This window comes from Pseudomonas sp. CFBP 5748, from assembly GCF_053850495.1.
Genome location: NZ_JBSPTN010000001.1, coordinates 48,555 through 66,764, shown reverse-complemented (window position 1 = coordinate 66,764; position 18,210 = coordinate 48,555). Strand labels below are relative to the sequence as shown.

At 62.0% G+C, this 18,210-nt stretch carries 20 protein-coding genes and 1 riboswitch; of the genes, 13 read left to right on the top strand and 7 right to left on the bottom strand.

Annotation, left to right across the window (positions count from 1 at the left end; genetic code table 11):
• The first annotated feature begins 100 nt into the window (after nt 1-100).
• Nucleotides 101-1,717 (top strand): L-aspartate oxidase, encoded by a 1,617-nt coding sequence (nadB, locus tag ACWNZ1_RS00340; RefSeq protein ID WP_135844171.1) that lies wholly within the window; start codon nt 101-103, stop codon nt 1,715-1,717.
• Here nadB and ACWNZ1_RS00335 read toward each other — a convergent pair.
• A complete protein-coding gene (locus ACWNZ1_RS00335; RefSeq protein WP_256452329.1) occupies nt 1,686-2,138 on the bottom strand; it encodes a protein YgfX in 453 nt (150 codons plus the stop codon). The genes nadB and ACWNZ1_RS00335 overlap by 32 nt on opposite strands.
• Nucleotides 2,122-2,376 (bottom strand): FAD assembly factor SdhE, encoded by a 255-nt coding sequence (locus ACWNZ1_RS00330; protein ID WP_003184348.1) that lies wholly within the window; start codon nt 2,374-2,376, stop codon nt 2,122-2,124. Before ACWNZ1_RS00330 ends, ACWNZ1_RS00335 begins: the two co-directional genes overlap by 17 nt.
• 148 nt (nt 2,377-2,524) lie before the next feature.
• Here ACWNZ1_RS00330 and ygfZ point away from each other — a divergent pair, with 148 nt between their 5' ends.
• On the top strand, nt 2,525-3,466 hold the full coding sequence (ygfZ, locus tag ACWNZ1_RS00325) for a CAF17-like 4Fe-4S cluster assembly/insertion protein YgfZ (protein WP_135844169.1): 942 nt from the start codon (nt 2,525-2,527) through the stop codon (nt 3,464-3,466).
• 35 nt (nt 3,467-3,501) lie between these two features.
• On the top strand, nt 3,502-4,323 hold the full coding sequence (locus tag ACWNZ1_RS00320) for an HDOD domain-containing protein (RefSeq protein WP_135844168.1): 822 nt from the start codon (nt 3,502-3,504) through the stop codon (nt 4,321-4,323).
• A gap of 97 nt (nt 4,324-4,420) precedes the next feature.
• Here the strand turns inward: ACWNZ1_RS00320 and ACWNZ1_RS00315 are convergent, their stop codons facing one another.
• The 3 genes from ACWNZ1_RS00315 to ACWNZ1_RS00305 are packed head-to-tail and all read right to left on the bottom strand — an operon-like array spanning nt 4,421 to nt 6,725.
• The gene (locus ACWNZ1_RS00315; RefSeq protein WP_135844167.1) at nt 4,421-5,812 is read right to left on the bottom strand and encodes a sensor histidine kinase; all 1,392 of its coding nucleotides are present in this window, start codon (nt 5,810-5,812) and stop codon (nt 4,421-4,423) included.
• Nucleotides 5,805-6,476 (bottom strand): response regulator, encoded by a 672-nt coding sequence (locus ACWNZ1_RS00310; RefSeq protein ID WP_025212358.1) that lies wholly within the window; start codon nt 6,474-6,476, stop codon nt 5,805-5,807. The genes ACWNZ1_RS00315 and ACWNZ1_RS00310 overlap by 8 nt, the downstream gene beginning before the upstream one ends.
• Before the next feature lie 15 nt (nt 6,477-6,491).
• Nucleotides 6,492-6,725 carry a hypothetical protein gene (locus ACWNZ1_RS00305; protein ID WP_456027281.1) on the bottom strand — a complete coding sequence of 78 codons (234 nt, stop codon included), beginning with the start codon at nt 6,723-6,725 and terminating at the stop codon, nt 6,492-6,494.
• Nucleotides 6,726-6,903: 178 nt separating this feature from the next.
• On the opposite strand from ACWNZ1_RS00305, the gene ACWNZ1_RS00300 reads away from it, so the two are divergent.
• From ACWNZ1_RS00300 to ACWNZ1_RS00285, 4 genes are read left to right on the top strand one after another with little or no spacing between them, the layout of a single operon-like run.
• Nucleotides 6,904-7,881, top strand: coding sequence for a Bug family tripartite tricarboxylate transporter substrate binding protein (locus ACWNZ1_RS00300; RefSeq protein ID WP_053178422.1), 978 nt, complete (start codon nt 6,904-6,906; stop codon nt 7,879-7,881).
• Nucleotides 7,882-7,936: 55 nt separating this feature from the next.
• A complete protein-coding gene (locus tag ACWNZ1_RS00295) occupies nt 7,937-8,398 on the top strand; it encodes a tripartite tricarboxylate transporter TctB family protein (protein WP_122566065.1) in 462 nt (153 codons plus the stop codon).
• A gap of 1 nt (nt 8,399) precedes the next feature.
• Nucleotides 8,400-9,914: a tripartite tricarboxylate transporter permease gene (locus ACWNZ1_RS00290; protein WP_135844166.1), complete on the top strand. Its 1,515-nt coding sequence runs from the start codon at nt 8,400-8,402 to the stop codon at nt 9,912-9,914.
• Entirely contained in the window at nt 9,907-10,944 is a 1,038-nt protein-coding gene (locus ACWNZ1_RS00285; RefSeq protein ID WP_135844165.1) for an AbrB family transcriptional regulator, read from the top strand. Before ACWNZ1_RS00290 ends, ACWNZ1_RS00285 begins: the two co-directional genes overlap by 8 nt.
• A gap of 110 nt (nt 10,945-11,054) precedes the next feature.
• On the opposite strand, the gene ung is transcribed toward ACWNZ1_RS00285, so the two are convergent.
• Complete coding sequence (ung, locus tag ACWNZ1_RS00280) at nt 11,055-11,750, bottom strand: uracil-DNA glycosylase (RefSeq protein ID WP_456027442.1); 696 nt, start codon at nt 11,748-11,750, stop codon at nt 11,055-11,057.
• 128 nt (nt 11,751-11,878) lie between these two features.
• On the opposite strand from ung, the gene ACWNZ1_RS00275 reads away from it, so the two are divergent.
• Nucleotides 11,879-12,991, top strand: coding sequence for an enoyl-CoA hydratase/isomerase family protein (locus tag ACWNZ1_RS00275; protein WP_135844163.1), 1,113 nt, complete (start codon nt 11,879-11,881; stop codon nt 12,989-12,991).
• 115 nt (nt 12,992-13,106) lie between these two features.
• Here ACWNZ1_RS00275 and ACWNZ1_RS00270 read toward each other — a convergent pair whose 3' ends face one another.
• Nucleotides 13,107-13,496, bottom strand: coding sequence for a hypothetical protein (locus ACWNZ1_RS00270; RefSeq protein WP_256452328.1), 390 nt, complete (start codon nt 13,494-13,496; stop codon nt 13,107-13,109).
• Nucleotides 13,497-13,801: 305 nt separating this feature from the next.
• Nucleotides 13,802-13,903: riboswitch (guanidine-I (ykkC/yxkD leader) on the top strand.
• 60 nt (nt 13,904-13,963) lie between these two features.
• On the opposite strand from ACWNZ1_RS00270, the gene ACWNZ1_RS00265 reads away from it, so the two are divergent.
• Genes ACWNZ1_RS00265 through ACWNZ1_RS00245 form a run of 5 tightly spaced genes read left to right on the top strand, consistent with a single transcriptional unit; the run spans nt 13,964 to nt 18,039 of the window.
• The gene (locus ACWNZ1_RS00265) at nt 13,964-15,031 is read left to right on the top strand and encodes a putative urea ABC transporter substrate-binding protein (RefSeq protein WP_265072797.1); all 1,068 of its coding nucleotides are present in this window, start codon (nt 13,964-13,966) and stop codon (nt 15,029-15,031) included.
• A gap of 15 nt (nt 15,032-15,046) precedes the next feature.
• A complete protein-coding gene (locus tag ACWNZ1_RS00260) occupies nt 15,047-15,862 on the top strand; it encodes an ABC transporter permease (RefSeq protein WP_135844160.1) in 816 nt (271 codons plus the stop codon).
• Complete coding sequence (locus tag ACWNZ1_RS00255; RefSeq protein WP_256452327.1) at nt 15,859-16,647, top strand: ABC transporter ATP-binding protein; 789 nt, start codon at nt 15,859-15,861, stop codon at nt 16,645-16,647. Before ACWNZ1_RS00260 ends, ACWNZ1_RS00255 begins: the two co-directional genes overlap by 4 nt.
• Before the next feature lie 13 nt (nt 16,648-16,660).
• Nucleotides 16,661-17,386, top strand: coding sequence for an urea amidolyase associated protein UAAP1 (locus tag ACWNZ1_RS00250; protein ID WP_135844158.1), 726 nt, complete (start codon nt 16,661-16,663; stop codon nt 17,384-17,386).
• An 11-nt stretch (nt 17,387-17,397) separates the two neighbouring features.
• Entirely contained in the window at nt 17,398-18,039 is a 642-nt protein-coding gene (locus tag ACWNZ1_RS00245; RefSeq protein ID WP_135844157.1) for an urea amidolyase associated protein UAAP2, read from the top strand.
• Nucleotides 18,040-18,210 lie beyond the last annotated feature (171 nt).

The window sequence follows — 18,210 nt, the reverse complement described above, 5'->3', positions numbered from 1 at the left end:
CCCCCCTCTATATACTAGTGGGCTGCGTGGCTGCCTGACCCGTTAAAGCGGTGTCTTGCGCCAACCCCGACCCGGGTCGCTTTGAGCGGAAACCTTCCAAATGAGCCAACAGTTTCAACACGATGTTCTGGTAATCGGCAGCGGCGCCGCCGGATTGAGCCTTGCCCTGACTTTGCCCGAGCATCTGCGTATTGCAGTACTGAGCAAAGGCGACCTGGCCAACGGTTCGACATTCTGGGCCCAGGGTGGCGTCGCCGCTGTGCTGGATGACACCGACACCATTGAGTCCCACGTCGAAGATACCCTCAACGCCGGCGGAGGCCTGTGCAACCCAGAAGCGGTGCGCTTCACCGTCGAGCACAGCCGGGAAGCCATCCAGTGGCTGATCGACCAGGGCGTGCCGTTCACCCGTGACGAGCAATCCGGCACCGAGGACGGCGGTTTCGAGTTTCATTTGACTCGCGAAGGCGGCCACAGTCATCGGCGCATCATTCACGCGGCTGATGCCACCGGTGCGGCGATCTTCAAGACCCTGCTCGCCCAAGCCCGGCAACGGCCGAACATCGAGTTGCTGGAACAGCGCGTCGCGGTTGACCTGATCACCGAAAAGCGCCTGGGCCTGGACGGCGATCGTTGCCTGGGCGCCTACGTGCTCAATCGCGGCACCGGCGAAGTCGACACCTACGGCGCGCGCTTCGTGATCCTGGCCTCCGGTGGCGCAGCGAAAGTCTACCTCTATACCAGTAACCCCGACGGCGCCTGCGGTGACGGCATTGCCATGGCCTGGCGCTCGGGTTGCCGGGTGGCGAACCTGGAGTTCAATCAATTTCACCCCACCTGCCTTTATCACCCACTGGCCAAGAGCTTCCTGGTGACCGAGGCCCTGCGTGGCGAAGGCGCTCACTTGAAGCTGCCCAACGGCGAACGCTTCATGCAACGCTTCGATCCGCGCGCCGAACTGGCGCCACGGGACATCGTCGCCCGGGCCATCGACCATGAAATGAAGCGCCTGGGCATCGATTGCGTTTACCTGGACATCAGCCACAAGCCCGAAGCGTTCATCAAGAGTCACTTCCCGACGGTGTACGAGCGCTGCCTGGAGTTTTCCATCGACATCACCAAGCAACCGATTCCGGTGGTACCGGCGGCGCATTACACCTGCGGTGGCGTGATGGTCGACCAGCAGGGTCGCACCGACGTGCCTGGCCTGTATGCCATTGGCGAAACCAGCTTCACCGGCCTGCACGGCGCCAACCGCATGGCCAGCAACTCGCTGCTGGAATGTTTCGTCTATGCGCGCTCGGCAGCGGCAGACATTCTTGAACAGTTGCCGCAGATCGCCATTCCTGCCGCCCTGCCCTCTTGGGATGCCAGTCAGGTCACCGATTCGGATGAAGACGTGATCATTGCGCACAACTGGGACGAGTTGCGGCGTTTCATGTGGGACTATGTCGGCATCGTGCGCACCAACAAGCGCCTGCAAAGGGCGCAGCATCGAGTGCGCCTGCTGCTCGATGAAATCGATGAGTTCTACAGCAACTATAAGGTCAGCCGCGACCTGATCGAACTGCGCAATCTGGCCCAGGTGGCCGAGTTGATGATCCGCTCGGCCATGGAGCGCAAGGAAAGCCGGGGACTGCATTACACCCTCGACTACCCGAACCTGCTGCCCGAGGCGCTGGACACTATCCTGGTGCCGCCCACCTACGCCGACTGAACCTGAGCCGTACCCGCAGGCGCCGATGTTCATCCGGCGCCAGCGCGTCGCGGGGCACGCACAGCGAGCGGACCCGCCGTTCATCCTGCAAGCGAAAACGCAACACGACGATCATCGGCAGGGCCAGGCTGTCGGGGCGCAACTGCACCGGCTGCCAGCCATGGGCTCTGTTCCAGAGCTGCCAGCCAGCGGCATCACGACGCAAGCCGCAAAAGGCGCGGCGATGGGTCAGTAATAGATGTCGCGGTATCGTCCAGGCGCCATGGGCCAGGCACAGCGCAACACCGAGCGCCGCGAACCAGAACGGAATGGACAGCAAAAGCAACGAACCCAGGGCGAACACCTGGGCCAGGAGATAGGCCGCCAGCAGTTGCCCGGAGGCCTGCCAGCGGCATTCAAAGCGACTACTTGGGCTGGACACGGTCCAAAATCATCCGGACCATGCGCTGCAGCTCTGGGTCCTCGGATTCGCTGCGCTCCATGAACCAGCCGAACATGTCCTGATCCTCGCATTCGAGCAGGCGGACGTAGCACGCACGGTCCACTTCATTGAGATGGGGATAAACCTCTTTCACGAACGGTACCAGCAACACGTCCAGCTCAAGCATGCCCCGGCGGCTGTGCCAGTAGAGGCGATTCAGTTCAACATCTTCGACCATGGAGCGCTCCTCAAATAGAGCGCAAGTATACAGGCCCCGCCGTGGTGGAACAGACAGCTTTGTCGGGCACTACCGATCCTTTGTGAACTACCCATTTCAAGGGCGCCACCTTATGATGTGTACCAGACTTTTTACCCTGCGATGACCCATGGCTGATTCCGCTTTTTTTTGCACCCTGTCCCACGAAGGCGTTCTCGCAGTCCGCGGCGTGGATGCCGGCAAATTCCTGCAAGGTCAACTGACCTGCAACCTCAACTACCTGAGCGACAGCCGGGCCAGCCTCGGCGCCCGCTGTACCCAGAAAGGCCGGATGCAATCGAGTTTCCGTATCCTGCTAGAAGGCGACGGCGTGTTGATGGCCATGGCCAACGAACTGCTCGAGCCGCAACTGGCCGACCTGAAAAAATACGCGGTGTTCTCCAAATCCAAACTCACCGATGAAAGCGCCGCCTGGGTTCGCTTCGGCCTGGGAGACGCCGATAAGGCGCTGACCAGTCTGGGCCTGGAGCTGCCGGCCGACACCGACAGCGTGGCTCGCCATGAATCCTTGATCGCCATCCGCGTCTCGCCCGGTCGCGCCGAGCTGTGGGCCCCCGCCGGACAGGCAGAAACGCTGAAATCGCGACTGGGCGCAACATTGGCCGAGGCGGACCTGAACCTATGGTTGCTGGGCCAGATCCGCGCAGGGATCGGCCAGGTCATGCCGGCCACCCGCGAATTATTCATCCCGCAGATGCTCAACCTGCAAGCCGTCGGCGGCGTGAGTTTCAAGAAGGGTTGCTACACCGGCCAGGAAATCGTTGCCCGCATGCAGTACCTGGGCAAGCTCAAGCGACGCCTGTATCGCCTGCAACTGGACGCCAGCGAACTGCCCGAGCCCGGCACCGCACTGTTCTCTCCCACTCACGGCAGTTCCATAGGCGAAGTGGTGATTGCCGCTCGCGCCGAGCGAAACATTGAACTGCTGGCGGTGTTGCAGGCCGAAGCAGCAGAGGATGGCAATCTTCACCTCGGTGCATTGGAAGGCCCGGCCTTGCAGTTGCTGGACCTGCCTTACGAGCTGGACCGTGACCGCGAAATCCAGCGCTGATCGCAGCATTTGTCGCAACACCCTAGAGAATCGAAATGAGCGATTTGGCGGATAAGGTCCAACGGGATTTGGTGCAGGCCATCGATAACGATGATCTGGTTCTGCCAACATTACCGGAAGTGGCCCTGCAGATTCGCCGGGCCGCCGAAGACCCGGAAATCAGCGTCAGCAACCTGAGCAAAGTAATCGGCCGCGACACAGCCCTCTCGGCACGCCTGATCAAAGTGGTCAACAGCCCGCTGCTGCGCGCCACCCAGGAAGTCACTGACCTGCACACAGCCATTACTCGGCTGGGGGTCAACTACAGCAGCAACCTGGCCATCGGCCTGGTCATGGAGCAGATATTCCATGCCCGCTCCGAGGTGGTGGAACAGAAGATGCGCGAAGTCTGGCGCAAAAGCCTGGAGATCGCCGGCGTCAGCTATGCGTTGTGTCGTGGTTATACGCAACTCAAGCCCGACCAGGCTGCACTCGGCGGACTGGTGCACCAGATCGGCGTACTGCCGATCCTGACGTATGCACAAGACAACAATGAATTGCTCTCGGACCCGGTCAGCCTCAATCATGTCATCGAAACCATTCACCCCGTGCTGGGAGACAAGCTGCTCAGCGTCTGGGAGTTTCCAGAGCGGTTGGTGAAGCTGCCGGGGCAGTATCTGGATTTCGACCGGGATTCGAAGCAAATCGATTATGTCGACCTGGTGCAGGTCGCAGCGCTGTATTGCTACAAGGACACCGACCATCCCCTCAGCAAAATTGATGTATTCGCGGTGCCGGCCTTCAAGAAGCTGGGAATCGATCCGGACAACAAGGGTCGCTGCGCGGATATCGAAGAAGCGCGGACGATGTTTTACTAGAACGACTTGAAGTCGCAAAACGCTTCTGTGGCGAGGGAGCTTGCTCCCTCGCCACAGGGTTCTGCATTGCCCATCTATCCTCAGATTCGACTCTGGATCACTCTGAACCTGCGATAAAACTCACCCGCACCTTCAACCCACTTTCCTGCCCATCATGCAAGGTGATCTGCGCCAGGTGGGCGCGGCAGATTTCACCGACGATCGCCAACCCGAGGCCTGAACCGGCCACTTGCTGGTTGCGTCGGTAAAAGCGTTCGAACACCCGATCCCGTTCATGCAGAGGGATGCCTGGCCCGTCATCCTCGACTTCCAGCACCGCTGGCGCCATGACCCGCAGGATCACGTTGCCACCCGGCGGTGTATGGGCCAGGGCGTTGTCCACCAGATTGCTCAACAGCTCATTCAGCAAAGTCGGCTCGCCCCGCAGCCATACCGGCTCGTCGGCCTCCAGGGCCAGTGCCACACCTCGGGCATGGGCCAGCGGGGCCATGGCCATGCCCAGCTCACGGGCCAGTTGGCTGAGATCAAGCAGTTGCGCGCCGCCCTCGGCGATGGCCCGGGCGCCGTTTTCCACGCGCGCCAGGGACAGCAACTGGTTGGCCAGATGGGTCAGCCGATCGGTCCCCTGTGCCGCGGTTTCCAGGGTCTCACGCCAGGTCGCCGGTTCACTGGCGCGCAAGCCAAGTTCAAGACGCGCCTTGAGCGCAGCCAGGGGCGTGCGCAGTTCATGGGCGGCATCGGCAATGAATTGCGCCTGGCGCTCAAATTGCCCGCGCAAACGCTCAGTGAAATGGTTGAGGGCGCGCACCAGGGGCCAGAGTTCATGCTGGACTTCCACCAGCGGCAATGGCCGTAGATCGTCTGGCTGGCGCTCCTCCACCGCCGTACGCAGGCGTTCCAGCGGGCGCAGCGCGGCACTGACCGCGAACCACACCAGCAACAGCGCGCCCACGGCCAGCATGCCCAGGCGCAACAGCGTGTCGGCCATGAGGCTGCGCGCCATGCTGACCCGCGCCTCTTCAGTTTCCGCCACACGAATTTCCGCCATGCCATTCATGTTCGGCTCGCTCACCGCCTTGAGCAGGCTCACCACCCGCACGTTCTGGCCCTGATAACTGGCGTTGTAGAAGCGTGCCAGGGCTGGATAATCGTCCGTGCGCGGCGTGCCAGGCGGCGGGCCAGGAAGATTTTCGTAGCCGGAAATCAGCTTCTTATTGATGTCATTGACCTGGTAATAGATGCGTCCGGCGCTGTCATAGGCAAACGTGTCCAGGGCCACGTAAGGCACATCGGCGCTGAGGCTGCCGTCGCGCTGCGAAAGGCCGGCGGCGATGGTCCGGGCCGAGGCCAGCAGGGTTCGATCGTAGGCGGTATCCGCAGCCTCGCGACCGTTCCAATAGGCGCTCAAGCCGCTGGCGAGCATCAGCACCACCAACAACAGCGCCAGGTTCCTGAGCAGCCGCCAGCGCAGGCTGTCGGGCTTATGCATCACGGTTTTCCAGCAGGTAGCCCAGGCCGCGGAACGTCACGATGGCCACGGCATGGCCGTCGAGCTTCTTGCGCAAGCGGTGGATGTAGATTTCGATGGCATCGGGGCTGGCTTCTTCGTCCAGGCCGAACACCTGGGCCGCCACCTGCTCCTTGCTCATCACCCGCCCTGGCCGGGCGATCAACGCCTCCAGCACGGCCTGCTCACGTGACGTCAGGGTCAGCAGTTCGTCGTCGAGGGTGAAACGGCGGGTATCCAGGTCATAGACCAGCCCACCACAGCGCTGCTGGCGCTCGCCCCCCAAGACGCTGCGACGCAGTAACGCCTTGACCCGCGCTTCAAGCTCCGTGAGCTCGAATGGCTTGGCCAAGTAATCGTCGGCTCCCAGGTTCAGGCCATGGACCCGGTCCTTGACGTCACTGCGCGCGGTCAGCATCAACACCGGCAGGGTCTTGCCCCGGGACCGCAAACGCGCCAGCACCTCGAAGCCATCCATGCGCGGCAGCCCCACATCGAGGATCGCCACGGCGTACTCCTCACTGCTCAAGGCCAGGTCAGCCGCCACCCCGTCGTGCAACACATCAACGGTCAAACCGGTGCTCTTGAGCGCCTGAGCTACACTTTCGGCGAGCTGCAGATGGTCTTCGACGAGCAGAACACGCATGGATTTTTCCTCGATTCAGGGATGGTCGACGCCATTCTTTGGCGCGGAGTTTACAGCCGCATCCGCCGCTGTGAAGGCAAAAAACATTCTGAAAGCTTCTGAAAGGTTAGCGAAAGGTTGAGCCATTAGAGTCCCTTTACGGATAGTTTCGACTGCCCGCCGCGACGCCCGATCGCGAATGAAAAATGCCACGAAGCGTTTTCGTCCTAATAAGAAAAATAAAAGCGGAGTATTCACCATGCTGTCCATGCAGCTCCAGGCCCCAGCGCCTGCTCGCCCTTCTCGCTTGAACCAGACCGCCTTGAGCGATGTCGCCCCGCATTCAATTCCGGTAACGACCTGCGCGCCCCATCAACGATGACTTGGGCGGGGATCCGTCAACGACAATTTTTCACCACGCACAACAACAATTCCTGTGGAGACAACAATGAACCTATCACTGCGTAAAGTAGCCTTGGCCGCCGGATGCCTGATGTTCGCCGGGCAGTTGCTCGCCGAACCGAAGCGCCCTGAATGCATCGCACCGGCCTCCCCTGGCGGCGGCTTCGACCTGACCTGCAAGCTGGCGCAAAGCGCACTGGTCAACCAAAAGCTGCTGACCAAGCCAATGCGCGTCACCTACATGCCGGGCGGTGTCGGCGCGGTGGCTTACAACGCAGTGGTCGCCCAGCGCCCGGCCGACGCCGGCACACTGGTGGCCTGGTCCAGCGGCTCGCTATTGAACCTGGCCCAGGGCAAGTTCGGTCGTTTTGACGAAAGCGCCGTGCGCTGGCTGGCAGCCGTTGGCACCAGTTATGGTGCTATCGCCGTGAAAAGCGACTCGCCCTACAAGAATCTCGACGATCTGGTCCAGGCCCTGAAGAAAGATCCAGGCTCGGTGGTGATTGGTTCGGGCGGCACCGTGGGCAGTCAGGACTGGATGCAGACCGCACTCATCGCCAAAGCCGCCGGCATCAACCCGCGCGACCTGCGTTACGTCGCCCTCGAAGGCGGCGGTGAAATTGCCACCGCGCTGCTGGGCGGCCACATCCAGGTGGGCAGTACCGATATCTCCGACTCCATGCCCCACATCCAGAGCGGTGACATGCGCCTGCTGGCCGTGTTTGCCGAGAAGCGCATCGACGAGCCGGAAATGAAAGACATTCCGACCGCCAAGGAACAAGGCTACGACATCGTCTGGCCGGTGGTTCGCGGCTTCTACCTCGGGCCAAAGGTCAGCGACGAAGACTATGCCTGGTGGAAAGACGCTTTCGACAAGCTGCTGGCTTCCGAAGAGTTCGCCAAGCTGCGTGACCAGCGCGAGCTGTTCCCGTTCGCCATGACCGGCCCGGAACTGGACACCTACGTGAAGAAGCAAGTGGCTGATTACAAGGTGCTGGCCAAAGAGTTCGGCCTGATCCAGTAACCGTCTCTGTTCTCGCGGCGGCGCTGGTACTGTCAGCGCCGCCCAGGAGTTAGTCATGCTCACCATCCAACGTATTTTTGCCGCGGTGCTGCTGCTGGTTTGTATCGGCCTGGCGCTGATGGCCTGGCCGTATCAGGCTGCCTTTTCCTATGAACCGGTCGGCCCGCGCGCCTTTCCATTATTGATCCTGGGACTGATGGGCCTGGCGCTGCTGTACATGCTGTTTCGCCCTACGCCCGTCGTGCACAGCGACGACGACCCGCAACTGGACCGCGAAACCCTGCAGAAGATCGGCATTTGCGTAGTGCTGTTGCTGGTCTTCGCCGGGACCTTCGAACCCCTGGGCTTCATCGTCGCCAGCATCCTGATCGGCGTGCCGATGGCCCGCCTGTACGGCGGCCGCTGGGTGCCGAGCGTGGTGATCATCAGCCTGATGGCCATCGGTCTCTACCTGTTGTTCGACAAGCTGATGGACGTGCCGCTGCCCCTGGGCCTGCTCGACGTCCTGGAGAATTGATATGGATACCCTGAATTATCTCGGCCAGGGTTTTGGCGTTGCACTGACCCCCTACAACCTCGTCACCGCACTGACCGGCACCCTGATCGGCACCGTGGTCGGCCTGCTGCCGGGCCTGGGCCCGATCAACGGCGTGGCGCTGCTGATCCCGATCGCCTTCGCGCTGGGGCTGCCGCCGGAATCGGCGCTAATCCTGTTGGCGGCGGTGTACCTGGGGTGCGAATACGGTGGACGTATCAGCTCGATCCTGCTCAACATCCCCGGTGAAGCCTCCACCGTAATGACCACCCTCGACGGCTACCCGATGGCGCGTCAGGGCCTGGCCGGGGTGGCGTTGTCGCTGTCAGCGTGGAGTTCGTTCATCGGCGCGTTCATCGCCACCTGCGGCATGGTGTTGTTCGCACCGCTGCTGGCCAAATGGGCGATTGCGTTCGGGCCGGCGGAATACTTCGTCCTGATGGTGTTCGCCATTGTCTGCCTCGGCGGCATGGCCGGCGACCGACCGCTCAAGACCTTCATCGCGGCGCTGATCGGCCTGTTCCTGTCCAGTGTCGGGATCGATGCCAACAGCGGCGTCTACCGCTTCACCGGTGACAACATCCACCTGACCGACGGAATTCAGTTCGTCGTGCTGGTGTTGGGCTTGTTCTCCATCAGTGAAATCCTGTTGCTGCTGGAGAAAACCCATCGCGGCCAGGAAGCGGTGGAAGCTACCGGGCGGATGATGTTCAACGTCAAGGAAGCGGCCTCGGTGTTCTGGGTGAACATCCGCTGCGGCGTGCTCGGTTTCATCATGGGCGTATTGCCTGGCGCGGGCGCGACCCTGGCCAGTGCCGTGGCCTACATGACTGAAAAACGCATCGCCGGCACCAGTGGCACGTTCGGCCAGGGCGACAAGCGCGGCCTCGCCGCCCCGGAAACCGCCATTGGTGGCGCGGCCTGCGGTGCGCTGGTACCGATGCTGACCCTCGGCGTGCCCGGCTCGGGCACCACGGCGGTAATGATCGGCGCCCTGTCGCTGTACAACATCACCCCCGGTCCCCTGCTGTTCCAGCAACAGCCGGATATCGTCTGGGGCCTGATCGCGTCGTTGTTCGTCGCCAACATCATGCTGGTGATCCTCAACATCCCGATGATCCGCATCTTCACCCGCATCCTGGCCGTGCCGAACTGGGCATTGGTCCCGGTCATCGCGATCATCACCGGGATCGGCGTCTACGCGGTGCATGCCACTACGTTCGACCTGTTCCTGATGATCGGCATCGGTATCTTCGGTTACATCCTGCGCAAGCTGGACTTCCCGTTGTCACCGGTCCTGCTGGGTTTCATCCTCGGCGGGCTGATGGAGCAAAACCTGCGTCGGGCGCTGTCGATTTCCAACGGTGCGCTGGAGATCCTCTGGTCGAGCCCGATCACCTTCGGTTGCTGGATCCTGACGGCGATCATGCTGTTCATGCCACTGGTGCGGATCTGGCGTCGGCGCGCGGCGCAACGTCGTGCCCTGGCCAATGTCTGAGGCAACATTCAGACAATGGTGGGGAACCCCGCTGGTCGGTCTGGCCGGCGGGTATCTGGCCAGCCTGATCGGCTGGCCTTTGCCCTGGATGGTCGGCTCATTGCTGGCGATCATCCTGGTACGGTGCCTGACGCCGTGGCAACTGATGGAAATCCCCGGCGGCCGTAAATGCGGCCAATGGGTGGTGGGCATTGGCATCGGCCTGCACTTCACCCCAGTGGTGATGGAGCAGGTGCTGAGCCACTTTGGCCTGATCTTCTTCGGCGCGCTGATCACCAGCGTGTCCAGCGTGGTGAGTGTGTGGCTGATGCGCCGCACCGGTGAAGACCGCGCCACCGCTTTTTTCTCCAGCATGCCCGGCGGTTCCGGTGAAATGGTCAACCTCGGCGCCCGCAACGGCGCCGACCTCAGCCGCGTCGCCGCCGGTCAGAGCCTGCGGGTGCTGGTGGTGGTGCTGTGCGTACCGGCGGCGTTCAAATACCTGTTGGGTGAAGGTGCCCCGGCGCAGCACAACACGACGGTGGACTGGCTGTGGCTGGCGCTGCTGTTCCCGGCGGGCGCCCTGCTCGCTTGGATTTGGGAGCGCTTGCGCCAACCCAACCCATGGTTGTTCGGGCCGTTGCTGGTGAGCGCAGCGGTGAGCATCGGTTGGGACCTGCACATCGGCCTGCCCAATGGCGGCAGCCAGATCGGCCAGTGGCTGATCGGCAGCGGGTTGGGTTGTCATTTCAACCGGCAGTTCTTCCGCCGGGCGCCCTCGTTCATGGGGCGCACCTTGATCGGCACGGTGTTGACGATGCTGATCGCCACCCTCGCGGCCCTAGGCCTGAGCACCCTGACCCATCTGGACCTGCGCTCGCTGACACTGGGCATGATGCCTGGCGGCATTGCGGAAATGAGCCTGACAGCGGAGACGCTGCAACTGTCGGTGCCGCTGGTGACGGCGTTGCAAGTGATGCGGCTGTTGTTTGTGCTGTTTCTGGCGGAACCGTTGTTCAGGTATTGGATGCGCAAGCCCGGTTCTGATTAATAAACCGAGTTGCCTTCATCGCGAGCAAGCTCGCTCCCACATGGATTTGCGGCATACACAGATCAATGTGGGAGCGAGCTTGCTCGCGATGGGGCCCCATAGCCGACCGCTCAAACCGGCGGCAACCGCCAATCAATCGGCGCTTCGCCCTGTTGTTCGAGAAACTTGTTGGTCCGGCTGAAATGCCCGCACCCCAAAAACCCACGGTAAGCCGACAGCGGCGACGGATGGACCGAGGTCAGCACCAGGTGTTTGGTGGCGTCGATCAGTTTCTGCTTGCCCTGGGCATGGGCGCCCCATAGCAGGAATACCAAGTGTGGCTGGTGTTCGCTGACCACTTCGATGACCCGGTCGGTGAAATGCTGCCAGCCCTTGCCCGCGTGGGCGTTGGCATTGGCGCGTTCAACGGTCATGGTGGTGTTGAGCAGCAATACCCCCTGGTCGGCCCAGCTTTGCAGGTAACCGTGGTTGGGAATATCGATGTTCAGGTCGCGCTTCAATTCTTTGTAGATATTCACCAGCGACGGCGGCGTCGGCACGCCCGGTTGCACCGAGAAGCACAAACCATGGGCCTGGCCCGGGCCGTGGTACGGGTCCTGGCCGAGGATCACCACTTTGACCTTGTCCAGCGGCGTGGAATTGAGCGCATTGAAAATCAGCGGCGCCGGTGGATAAATCTCCTTGCCGGCGGCGTATTCCCGACGCAGGAATTCGCGCAACTCTGCCATGTAGGGCTGGTCGAACTCGGCACGCAGTGCCTGCTTCCAGCTCGGTTCGAGTTTGATACGGTCATCAGCAGTCATGATTGCACCCGGTAAAAACAATGGGCGCACCCTAGGAAAGCCTACATGGCTTGTCAATTGATCTGACGCAGAACCGGCACTTTCCTACGCAGCGGTCATACTGAACATTCAATTTTCTGATCGAGGTCACGATGAATCTGCACTTCGAAGAACTCACCGGCATCGACGGTGCCCGCGTTGGCATTGCCACGCTGGATGCCGAAAAATCCCTGAACGCCCTTTCCCTGCCAATGATCAACGCCCTGCGCGATCGTCTCGATGCCTGGGCCCGAGAACCGCAAATCGTATGCGTGCTGCTGCGCGGCAATGGCGCCAAGGCCTTCTGCGCCGGCGGCGAAGTGCGCAGCCTGGTGGAGGCCTGCCGGGCCACCCCTGGTGAAGTACCGCCCCTGGCCGGGCAATTTTTCGCGGCGGAATACCGCTTGGACTTCAACCTGCACACCTACCCCAAACCCTTGCTGTGCTGGGGCCATGGCTATGTCCTGGGCGGCGGCATGGGCCTGCTGCAAGGCGCGAGTACCCGGATCGTCACGCCGAGCAGTCGCCTGGCAATGCCGGAAATCAGCATCGGCCTGTACCCGGATGTCGGCGCCAGTTGGTTTCTGTCGCGCCTGCCGGGCAAGCTCGGTCTGTTTCTTGGCCTGACCGGCGCCCACATGAATGCCCGGGATGCCATCGACCTGGGCCTGGCCGACCGGTTTTTGCTGGATGAACAACAGGACGACTTGATCGAGGGCCTGCTGCAACTCAACTGGCAGGAACAGACCCAGATGCAGCTCAACAGCCTGCTCAAGGCGCTGCAGCAGGAAGCCGTCGCGCAACTGCCCGAAGCCCAATGGCTGCCACGTCGGCAGAAAATCGACGAGTGGTTGGATGTCAGCGATGTGCGCTGCGCCTGGAAGGCCCTCAGCCTGCTGGTGGACCACCCGGATCCATTGATCGCCCGGGCGGCCAAGACCATGAGCGAAGGCTCACCACTGACCGCTCATCTGGTCTGGGAACAGATCGCTCGTGCCCGGCATCTGTCGTTGGCCGGGGTGTTCCGGATGGAATACACCTTGAGCCTCAACTGCTGCCGCCATCCGGAGTTCAGCGAAGGTGTGCGGGCGCGGTTGATCGATAAGGATCACAAACCCCATTGGCACTGGCCGGACATCAATCATGTCCCTGAAGCAGCGGTGGAGGCGCATTTCCACAAGGCGTGGGAAGGTCGGCATCCGTTGGCGGATTTGTCCAACGAGTAAAGCCCCTGGATGACACTCAGTGGGAGTGATCGGTGGGAGCAAAAGTTATCTCACCGGATTTATGACAGGCACAAAAAAAGCGGCGCTCAATGCGCCGCTTTTTGTTGCCCAGCGATCAGCGGTGATTGCCCCGCCCGTCATGACCGCCGCGTCCCCGATGATCACGCCCACCTCGGCCACGGCGGTCGTCATTCCAGCCGCCCCGGTTATGGCCGTCCCAGCCGCCCCGATTTGGATAAGACCGGTACGCCGCTCGCGGTGGCGAGTAATAGCGTGGGCCTTGTTGGTAGTAACGCGGCGGCGAGTAATAGCGTGGCGCCGGTTGGTAATACCGCGGAGCGTAATAACCACGCGGAGCCGAATAGTAGCTCCCGCCGCCGTAATAGACTGGCGCCGGTGAGGTATAGACTTCGGAACGGTAGTAGCTCGAGTCTCCGTCGTAATAAGGCACGCATGCCGAAAGAGTCAAACCGAGAAACGCAATGAGCAGCAGTCGTCGATACATGGCGGCCTCCTGGACCGCGAATGGGCCACATCAGCGACGCTGATGGGCGGCAGTCATCTATTGGGTGACTGACGATTAATCTGACAGCGAAATCGGAATCTGGTGCGCCCCGGCAACAACTGGAAACATGTCGCTCGTCGCCCTCTTCCGGTGCGCGATGGCACCACAAGCAAGCACAAATCCACGCTCAATCATCCCTCCCCTGCCCCCACCCTCTCTGGCCCGGGCCTTCGGCGGACTTGGCACGGCTCTCGCTTTAAAAAACCTCGTGCAGGAGTCATCACAGGTTCGCGGCACCACAATTTGCAATGGCTGACTAGGGTTCCGGCTCGCCTCTGGCGAGTGACTGGTCCGAGAGTTGGCGACCTCCAGTTGAGGTTACACGGCGGGACAAAAGCCCGGGAGACAAGCCACCGTTCGCGGTGCCGCGTTGCTCCTGTCCGCCCTTGATCAACTGGAGAACCACCATGCTCAAGCTTCGTCTGTCGTCCCTGCTCATCGCCGCCTTTTCGGCCCTGATGAGCCTTTCCTCCCCCGCGGCGCAAAAAGACCACTTCAGCGTCTGCTGGACCATTTACGCCGGCTGGATGCCCTGGGAATACGCCGGCAGCCAAGGCATCGTCGACAAGTGGGCGAAGAAGTACGGCATCAAGATCGATGTCGTGCAGCTCAATGATTACGTCGAATCCATCAACCAGTACACCGCCGGTCAGTTCGACGGCTGCACCATGACCAACATGGACGCCCTGACCATTCCCGCCGCCGGTGGCGTGGACAGCACCGCGCTGATCGTCAGCGATTTCTCCAACGGCAACGACGGTATCGTCCTCAAGGGCGCTGGCAAGAAAGTCGCTGATCTCAAGGGCATGGACGTCAACCTGGTGGAACTGTCGGTCTCCCACTACCTGCTGGCCCGCGCCCTGGATTCGGTCGGCCTCACCGAGAAAGACCTGAAAGTCGTCAACACGTCCGACGCCGACATCTCCGCCGCCTTCAACACTGATCAGGTCAAGGCCGTCACCACTTGGAACCCGATGCTCTCGGACATCAAGGCCCAGCCCGGCGTGAGCGAAGTGTTCAATTCCAGCCAAGTGCCCGGCGAGATCATGGACATGATGGTGGTCAACACCCAGACCCTGCAGGACAACCCGGCCCTGGGCAAAGCGTTGACCGGCGCCTGGTTTGAAGTGGTGGCGCTGATGAACGCGAACAATGCCGCCAGCAAGACGGCACTGGAACACATGGCCAAAGCCTCAGGCACCGACTTGGCCGGCTTCCAGGCGCAACTGGACACCACCAAGCTGTTCGCCACACCCAAGGAAGCCCTGAGCTTCGCCACCAGCCAGCAACTGCCCGCAACCATGGGCAAGGTGGCCGAGTTCTCGTTCCAGCACGGCTTGCTGGGCGAAGGTGCCAAGAATACCGACGCGGTCGGCATGGCGTTCGCCAATGGCGTGACCCGCGGCGACAAGGCCAACCTCAAGCTGCGCTTTGACCCGACCTACGTGCAGTTGGCCGCCGACGCCAAGCTGTAAACCGGAGGAGCTGGCATGCGCCTGATCAACCGCTACCCGGATCGTCCCAGCCGCTTGTTGCTGGTGATCCTGCCCTTCGCGCTGGTGTTGTTCGCCTACTTCATGGGCTCGGCCGAACGGTTGACGGACAACCCTAACGACAAGCTGCTGCCCAGCGCCGTGCAAATGGCCGACGCGGTGAAACGCCTGGCCTTCACGGCCGACGCCCGCAGCGGCGATTACCTGCTCTGGCAAGACACCGCGTCGAGCCTGCGGCGACTGGCCATCGGCCTGGGCATCAGTGCCCTCGCCGGGCTGTGCCTGGGCATTGCCGCCGGCACGCTACCGTTGTTCGGCGCACCGTTATCGCCGTTGCTCACGGTGGTGTCGATGGTGCCACCGCTGGCGATCCTGCCGATCCTGTTCATCGTCTTTGGCCTGGGGGAATTGTCGAAAGTCATGCTGATCGTCATTGGCATCACGCCGTGCCTGGCTCGGGATCTGGAACAGCGCGCCCGGGAAATCCCGGTCGAGCTGCTGATCAAGGCCCAGACCCTCGGCGCTTCGACCTGGACCCTGATGCTGCGGGTGGTGCTGCCGCAATTGCTGCCGCGCCTGTTGATTTCCCTGCGGCTGATGCTGGGGTCGGCCTGGCTGTTTCTGATTGCCGCCGAAGCCATCGCCTCCACCGATGGGCTGGGCTATCGGATTTTCCTGGTGCGGCGTTACCTGGCGATGGACGTGATCTTGCCGTACGTGGTGTGGATCACCCTGCTCGCCTGGCTGATGGATTGGGGCCTCAAGCGCCTGACCCGGCAAGCGTTCCCCTGGTACGAGGGGGCGAAGGCATGAGCTTCATTACCGTGAACAACGTCTGGCAACAGTATGGCGATCAGGTGGTGCTTGAGCGCTTGAACCTGAGCGTCGCCGAGGGCGAATTCTGCACACTCGTGGGGGCGTCCGGCTGCGGCAAGTCGACCTTCCTGCGATTGCTGCTGGGCCAGGAACGCGCCAGTCGCGGGCAGATTCTCCTGGACGGCCAGCCCTTGGCCGGCGAACCGGATGCCAGTCGGGGCGTGGTGTTCCAGCGCTATTCGGTATTCCCGCACCTGACCGTGCTGGACAACGTGGCCCTGGGCCTGGAACTGCCGCGCTCGCCGCTGCTGGGCCGGCTGTTCGGCAACGCCAAACGCCAGGTCCGCGAAGAAGCCGCGCACCTGCTGGACAAGGTCGGCCTCGGCCACGCGCTGGACAAATACCCGGCGCAGCTGTCCGGCGGCATGCAACAACGGCTGGCCATCGCCCAGGCACTGATCATGAAGCCCCGTGTCCTGCTGCTGGACGAGCCCTTCGGTGCCCTCGATCCGGGCATTCGCAAAGACATGCACGCCTTGTTGCTGGAGCTGTGGCGCGAAACCCGGCTGACAGTGTTCATGGTCACCCATGACCTGTCCGAAGGTTTCAGCCTCGGCACGCGCCTGTTGGTGTTCGACAAGGTCCGTGTCGACCCGCACGCCCCCGGCGCCTTTGGCGCGCGCATCACCTATGACATTCCACTGAACAGCGACCGGCGCACCGCCCGGGCCGCCGTCGACGCCCTGCCCGCCGAACTGGCCGGCATGTTGCGTAGCGCTTGAAAGGAGTTTTCCCATGACCGATTCGATCCCGTTGTTTCCCCCCTTCGCCGAAGAGCTGCTGCCCGGTGGCGGCCACCGTTCCTTTGTGCTCAAGCGCGGCCAACTGCTGCGCCTGACCGACCTGCGCGGCGGTGCCAACGTGAGCCTGACGCTACTCAACGCCAACGAAAAAACCGAACGCCTGAACCTGCCCGACAGCCTCAAATGCCAACACACCGCCAAACTCACCGCTGGCCATTGTTTGTACTCGGACATGGGTCGGGTACTGGCGGCGATTACCGCCGACACCTGCGGTTGGAGCGATAGCCTGGGCGGCGTGCTCTGCGCCGAGGAAGTCGCGCAGAAATACGGTCAGGGCCGCTATCAGGAACTGCGCAACGGCTTCTTTCGCAATGGCACCGACAACCTGCTGGTGGAGCTGGGCAAATGGGGCTTGGGCCTGTCCGACCTGCTGATGACCCTCAACCTGTTCAGTCGGGTCAATGTCGATGAGGCCGGAGGTTTTCACTTCGTTGAAGGCCACTCCAAGGCCGGCGATTACATCGAGTTGTACGCGCCGATGGACACCCTGGTGGTGCTGACTGCGCTGCAACACCCGATGGACCCGAACCCGCAATACGCCCCGCAACCGCTCAAGCTCAGTTGGATGAATGCTGACCCCAGCGTCGCCGAGCACTGCCGCCAGTCGCGCCCGGAAAACCAGCGCGGTTTCATCAACACCGACCGTCTGTTCGCCTGAGGATCGCTGCCATGTCACTCGCCATCGCCACCGTACAAAAGCAGCCTGACACCGCTATCTATCGCGCCACCATTCCCGCCGGGGAACCCTGGCTGGTGGAGGTCAAGGCTGGCCAGACCCTGCGCATCCTCGACCTGGAGGGCAACCAGGCGGTCGACACGCTGTTCTACAGCCTGGCCAACCCCAAGGAACGCTACGACGTGCAGCGCACGCTGCGCCGGCAGAACAGCGTTTACCTGAGCACCGGCAGCGTCCTGTACTCCAACCTAGGCCAGCCGATGCTGACCATCGTCGAAGACACCTGCGGGCGCCACGACACCCTCGGCGGCGCCTGCGCCCAGGAAAGCAACACCGTGCGCTACGCCCTGGAAAAACGCTACATGCACAGCTGCCGCGACAACTACCTGCGGGCCTGCGCCCATGACGGTCGCCTGGGCAAGGGCGATATCGGACCGAACATCAACTTCTTCATGAACGTGCCGGTCACTGCCGACGGCGGCCTGACATTCGAAGACGGGATCTCGGCGCCGGGCAAATACGTCGACCTGCGAGCCGAGATGGACGTGATCGTCCTGATCTCCAACTGCCCGCAACTGAACAACCCATGCAATGCCTACAACCCCACACCTGCGGAGCTTTTGATATGGAACTGAAACTCAGCCGCCTGCGGCGCTGGTTGTTTGCGTTGTGCCAGAGCCGGTCGGGGCAGTGCATTAAATAGCGTTACCAGACACCCACGATCCAATGTAGGAGCGGGCTTGCTCGCGAAAGCGGTCCGACAGTGACATAGATGTTGACTGACACACCACTTTCGCGAGCAAGCC